9 protein-coding genes are annotated in these 5,824 nt (G+C 31.5%); all 9 read right to left on the reverse strand.

Annotated features, from left to right (window positions below; translation table 11 throughout):
* On the reverse strand, positions 1-216 hold a 216-nt coding region (locus FOL89_RS17355; protein WP_144284011.1), incomplete at its 3' end, for a hypothetical protein.
* 104 nt (positions 217-320) lie between these two features.
* On the reverse strand, positions 321-935 hold the full coding sequence (locus tag FOL89_RS17360) for a hypothetical protein (protein WP_144284012.1): 615 nt from the start codon (positions 933-935) through the stop codon (positions 321-323).
* 4 nt (positions 936-939) lie between these two features.
* Positions 940-1,518 carry a DUF6705 family protein gene (locus FOL89_RS17365; protein ID WP_144284013.1) on the reverse strand — a complete coding sequence of 193 codons (579 nt, stop codon included), beginning with the start codon at positions 1,516-1,518 and terminating at the stop codon, positions 940-942.
* Positions 1,519-1,533: 15 nt separating this feature from the next.
* Positions 1,534-2,148 (reverse strand): hypothetical protein, encoded by a 615-nt coding sequence (locus FOL89_RS17370; RefSeq protein ID WP_144284014.1) that lies wholly within the window; start codon positions 2,146-2,148, stop codon positions 1,534-1,536.
* A 224-nt stretch (positions 2,149-2,372) separates the two neighbouring features.
* Positions 2,373-2,939, reverse strand: a complete 567-nt coding sequence (locus FOL89_RS17375) for a DUF6705 family protein (protein WP_144284015.1) — start codon at positions 2,937-2,939, stop codon at positions 2,373-2,375.
* 3 nt (positions 2,940-2,942) lie between these two features.
* On the reverse strand, positions 2,943-3,431 hold the full coding sequence (locus FOL89_RS17380) for a hypothetical protein (RefSeq protein WP_144284016.1): 489 nt from the start codon (positions 3,429-3,431) through the stop codon (positions 2,943-2,945).
* Between the two features lie 361 nt (positions 3,432-3,792).
* On the reverse strand, positions 3,793-4,572 hold the full coding sequence (locus FOL89_RS17385; RefSeq protein ID WP_144284017.1) for a hypothetical protein: 780 nt from the start codon (positions 4,570-4,572) through the stop codon (positions 3,793-3,795).
* Between the two features lie 9 nt (positions 4,573-4,581).
* Positions 4,582-4,995, reverse strand: a complete 414-nt coding sequence (locus FOL89_RS17390) for a hypothetical protein (protein ID WP_144284018.1) — start codon at positions 4,993-4,995, stop codon at positions 4,582-4,584.
* Between the two features lie 11 nt (positions 4,996-5,006).
* A partial coding sequence (locus FOL89_RS17640) for a hypothetical protein (RefSeq protein WP_185147009.1) occupies positions 5,007-5,824 on the reverse strand: 818 nt, incomplete at its 5' end.

The following is a 5,824-nucleotide window of genomic DNA, read 5'->3' on the forward strand; positions in this document are numbered from 1 at the left end:
TCCGGGTTGCGGATTACCCAGTCTGTTTCCAAATTCATGATCTTCACCTATTTTTCCTTCAAGATAAATAATATTATTTTTAAACTCTATAAGATCTGTCGTTTTTTTCAGCTTTTCACAAGGATCAATTGTAAAAGGCAAGTTTGGCAAACTCGGCTCACCTATCGGGCAGCCGTTTTCATCCGTAAAGCCCCATGCTGGGGCGTGGCGGGACAACCAACAAACGCCCTTTTTCAGGGCGCTTATTTACTGCTTTGTAAAAATCACATCTACTGGAAGAAGTATAAACAGGATGATTTTACAGTACTTTTTAAGAATGCTTACAAAATAAACCCATAGATTGCTGTAGCATATTTTTCACTTCTTATATAGTACGGCTCATCATACATAGGAAATTGTAACGTATTCCAATATCCTTTTTGTCCGTCAACCTTAATTTGCTGGTGACGTTTAAGTTTTTTAATCGGAGTTGTACTGTAATTTATAAATTGATAATCTTTTTTATAGGGAAGAATCCATTTATCTTTTCGCAAATATACTTTTTCCATATCACCTTGGAACCATTCGTTATCATCTGTTTTTACCAAACCTAAGATCAAATACTTATCATTTGGTGGTTCTGTATAACCAAATTCAGAACAGTATGAAGAATAAAATTCTACGGTATCTTTTTCATAACTTCCTTTTAAAACTTTTATCACTTTGAATTTAGAAAAATATTTTCCACTACCATGACACATTATTTTAGTGATTGTTGGATAGCATCTCTCATCTTCTTCACTCTCTTTACAATCTTGTCTTTCTGCAGGGATATATGTCGGGGTAAATGGGCAATGTTCTTCTTTTATTTTCTCTCCAATAAAATAGAAATACTGTCTCTGCGAATATGTGTAAGTGAATAAACATAATAAAAATAATGTATTGACAATTTTCATAGCGTTACTGCTTTGTAAATATCATGTTAGGCGGAAAACTTGTTCCTCCGGGAATTATCACAACTTCTCCGGGGTTAGGAGGAATTATACCATTCTCATCCATACTTGCTGTGAACCTCATTTGAGAAGGAGATAGTTTTTCTAGTAAAACTTTATAATACTTCTTTTTTGGTGGATCTTTAAAAAATGCTGTAGAGATACTCCCATTACAAAGAATTGTAAATTCTACTGTTAATCCATAATCTTTGTTAAGATTATCATTCGAAGTATCGATGATTATATTTCCATTTTCCTTATAAATGTAATACCCTACCATTCTGTCTTCAAAATAATTGTCATTACCACTCGTATAATGATGTTTAGTTTGTTTTTGTAAAACCAAAGTCATCTCTCTGTTTCCCGATGTCCATTTCCATGTGCCAAGAAAAGGGACGTAAAGATTGCTTATATCTTTTTTGTAAAGGCTTCCATTAGAAGAATTAAACGGATGACTGTTGCATATATTTACAATATCAACAATATTTGTTTGGCTCTTACATGATATTGAAAATATCGTAATAACTATTAAAATTAATTTATTCATTGTTTTATTTTTAAATTATAGTGGACAGTTTTCTTTTGTTATCACTCCGCTAGTATCCATTTTGAGTTTTCCCCAGCCGTCATCATCTTTTCGGTAGATATGCATTGCATTACTTCCGTCAATTCTTGGGTCAGTCATTACTTTCATAAACAATTGTTCTGCTCTTGCCTGATCATATAAAGAATCATCTTCACCATTTTCTTTAAATATTGCTTGCATAATTTTGTATGCTTTATTTTTTTCTTCTTCAGTTGTATTTGAGGTATCAAGATTAAGCCCTGCAAATAATACATCTAATGCAGATACATCATTCATTCGTAAAGCATAGGTTGTACCATTTTCATTGGTCACATAATACGTGTAAACATGTTTTCTTACTGGCGCTACAAATTTATAATTTGAATAGAACCCTACGATATCTCCAAAAGAAAAAATAGGCAAATGTTTTAGAGGATGATTGTGCATGCTGGCAATATCGTAGATGCTCACGTCCCCTTCCGCAGCAGTCGTATTAGCAATACCAATATCCGCAGTCTTGGCTGAAACATTGTAAATAAGTTTCGCTCCTGCCTTTTTTACATTTACAACAGTTTCATGTGGGTCTTTATGTACAAATGTTCTATTTTTCAAGCTGTCTAATTTACTTTGAAAAACAGGATTTGCAGAATTCTCTTTTAAAATATCACATGATGTTTTTTCTTCATCTGTAGGAAAATTGATCAAACTCGGCTCACCTATCGGGGCTCTTCAACATTATGTACATCTTTATTACGTGCTTTACACATACTAGCCCTTTCAATATTGAGATTAAAAGTAAAAAAGCTGTTTCCAAAATTAGATAAACAGCCTTTTTACTATTGCTTTGTTAAATGAATCAGTTGCTTATATGGTATTGTAGGTTGAAAATTAGCAGGACATTTTCCTTCAATAACGATATCATTATCAGGAATCATGATCACAGTCATTTGTGAAGGTGTAGAAGGTTGTATTTTTAAATAAACATCTCCATATTCTGCACATCCTACACTATTTCCAACGAAATATGTTATATAATCTTTTAGATCAGATTGAAATCCTAATCCAAAAAAATTTGTTTTCTCATCGTCAGCCTGATTGAAAGTATTATACAAAATATTTCCAATCGAATCTGTAATTCTTAGTCTGCCTATTAGTCGATCTCTTTTCTTTTCGGAAAGTGTCAAATCTTGATATAATCCTTTTTTAAACTGAAATTCATAGATTTTTCCATTGTGAGTAGCATTCCATGTACCAATATATTTGTCTAAAGAATTATTAATATCTTTAATATATGTAAATTCTGGACAATTATCTGGATCTATATCACATTCAGCTCTCCTTTCTAATGAAATAATTTGAGCGTTACAAGAAATCGTAAATAATATAATAAATAAATATTTCATAATTTATATTTTAGTTGGACATTTATTTTCTTCTATAGCAGTTTTTGTTATGTTTAGTTTTATTTTTGTATTACTTCCATCACTATTCATACGATACAAAGTTATACCTTTTAAATTCATTTTCTCATCCATATACTTAAGTATATTCAATTCTAAATCTTTTGGCTTTATCATTCCGTTATCTTTCATATAGTCTATAAATGGCTGCCTATGAGCTTTAGTTTGCTCCTCTGTAAAAGTTTTTATTTGATATTCATTTCCTGTAAAACGTATTTGGTAATTTCCAACGCTCGAAACCATTACTCCATATACATCGTTTAGTGGCTGCCCTTTGTCTTTAGCATTTTTTACTAAGTCCATGAAATATGCTATATCAGCTGGCGAAAACATTTTAATACCATTCTTATCTGTTTCATAACCTTGGTCATCAAGAATTTTATAATTATTAACATGAGTATGTATAAACCCCTTGATATAAGTATTTGTTTCCACGCTTGGCAAACTAAGTGTGTTGGCATTATTAGTTGAGCCTGCATTGTCTTTATAATCATAGCTTCCACCTCATTTTTGGATGTAGCCTGTTTCTTTTTTAAGATTTGTTTTGCCTTCTAAATCTGTAATCTTGTTATTGAATTCGGTATCAGTTCTCTGTACTTTAATCTTTTCACAAGGGTTGTTTCTTACTGGAAAATTCGGTAAGCTCGGCAAACCAATCGTACAGCCGTTCTCATCGGTAAAACCAGATTGTGGGTCGGTGGGGATGATTGTTCCTGTACATGGCGGGATGGTGCTGGGAGGAGCGATTCCTCCGGTAGTGCCACCATCTTAGTATATGATGTTTAATAATGTTGTACTATCTTGCAGAATAAGATATGTCTTTTACTAATTTATCTACATAAAAACTACGTTCATCATTATTAAAACGATTACTATTTTTCTTTTTATATTCTCTAATCTGACTAGTTTGGATTGGAGAATCCCATTCAACAATAATTTTCACTTTCTTTTTTTTATTATCTGGATTAATAAGAATAAATTCTGTCTTCAAAGCAACGGCTTTGGAACTATTATAGATATTTTTTAGGCTTCTAATTCTCATAGGTCTTACCCAACAAGCAAAATCATAAAAAGGTTTATCTATTAAATATTTTTTATAATCTTCAAAATATGTATTGAGATGAATAAATGGATCATCATCCTGTATAAATTTTGTTGCACGGTGCATAATATAAAAATCCCCCTGATAATTGAATTCTATATTCTTAATAATATATTTTTTATACAAACTCTCTACATCTCTCAAACTATAAATTTCATTCACATTCAATATATGCTCTTTTTTGTAGAGGACTGAGTTTTGCCACAGAATATTAATTTTAAAGCGACTATGAAATCCTTCTTTAATATCTGTAAAGTAAAACTGAGTATCATAATTACATCCTCTGCTTTGTGTATATAAGCTTCGAGGTTGTAATTCATTCATATCATTTAATAATTTAGAGAATGGCTGGTTGATATATTGTGTTTTATTAGCCTCAAACTGTTTTAAATATTTTAGAGTATCCAGTTGAGATTGTACCTTGAGACTTACTAATAACGAAGTATAAAATAATATTTTATTTAGTGTTTTCATGCTAGTATACTATTGCGAACGATATACCTTAATATCTTTTACAATTTTATTACCATAATAGTTTCTCTCATCATTAGTGAAAAAGAAACCATTTTTATTCTCATAATAATCTGTTTCTGAAGCAGGTAAAGGAGTCTGCCATACGACAACCAATATAATATTACCTGAAAAGGATTCATCCATTTCACAGAATAAAAATTGAGAGAAAGGAGTAACATTTATATTTTTAGCATTGATACCCGCCCATACAGATACTGGCTGTATCTGAGTCATGGCAGTTACTAATTTAGAGAATGGCTGATTAACATATTCTATTTTATTGGCTTCAAACTGATTCAAGTAGTTCAATGTATCTAATTGAGCTGGTAATTTCACGCTTACAAATAATAACGTACAAAAAAATATTTTATAGAGTGCTTTCATTTTATCTATTTTTAAAGATTACAGTTTTCTGTTTTGTTGAAAATTTTCTTTTTTGGATTATTAGGATCTTGTTGCTCCTCTAAAAATATTGGCTTAAAGTCTCCATTGCCGTCCTTTTTACTTAAACCCACTCCAAAGTTATATTTTTTCAAAATATATGCGGTTGCCAATTCAAAAGATTCATTTTTGGATTTGCCTTGCGCTTTGAAATAACGAAAAATACTATAAAAGCTATCACCAATAACATTGCCATATTTCCATGTCCCGTATTCACTATCTGTATATTCATTTTCAGGATAAGTGGTCGCAAAGTTTTTAAATTTATAGAGATCAACAATGCTAAAAACATAATCATTACCATCATAACTAATAGTGTAATATAAAGTAAACTCACTATTAATCTTATTGGCCTTCATAAAAGAATAAATATCTGTTGCAGACGGAGGAGCTGCGCCTCCGGGACTATGGGTGTGTACCCCTGCATTTATTTTAAAATTAGGACTTTGAGCTACAATATTTGTTTGTGTACCAGAAAAATCTTCAAAAATATTTGTAACCTGCTCATTGCCATTATTATCTACTCCTAAAGAAAAAGACTTTTCATTAGCATTATTTGCAATTCCCGTTTTAACCTCAGCAATTCTGCCACTTGCTTTTGGTTTTAAAAGAAATTCTTTAGCTTTTATGTTATTTTGTAAAATTTTTTCACACGGGTTATTTTTAATCGGTAAATTGATCAAACTCGGCAAACCAATGGTACACCCGTTCTCATCGGTAAAACCAGGTTGTGGGTCGGTCGGGATGATTGTTCCTGTACATGGCGGGTTGT

The organism is Chryseobacterium echinoideorum (assembly GCF_007474535.1).
Lineage (GTDB): Bacteria > Bacteroidota > Bacteroidia > Flavobacteriales > Weeksellaceae > Chryseobacterium > Chryseobacterium echinoideorum.

What these genes read in the sequence shown, in the direction of transcription:
- FOL89_RS17360 (WP_144284012.1), bottom strand. Translation starts at nt 935, where the DNA reads ATGAAAATTGTCAATACATTATTTTTATTATGTTTATTCACTTACACA.
- FOL89_RS17365 (WP_144284013.1), bottom strand. Translation starts at nt 1,518, where the DNA reads ATGAATAAATTAATTTTAATAGTTATTACGATATTTTCAATATCATGT.
- FOL89_RS17375 (WP_144284015.1), bottom strand. Translation starts at nt 2,939, where the DNA reads ATGAAATATTTATTTATTATATTATTTACGATTTCTTGTAACGCTCAA.
- FOL89_RS17385 (WP_144284017.1), bottom strand. Translation starts at nt 4,572, where the DNA reads ATGAAAACACTAAATAAAATATTATTTTATACTTCGTTATTAGTAAGT.
- FOL89_RS17390 (WP_144284018.1), bottom strand. Translation starts at nt 4,995, where the DNA reads ATGAAAGCACTCTATAAAATATTTTTTTGTACGTTATTATTTGTAAGC.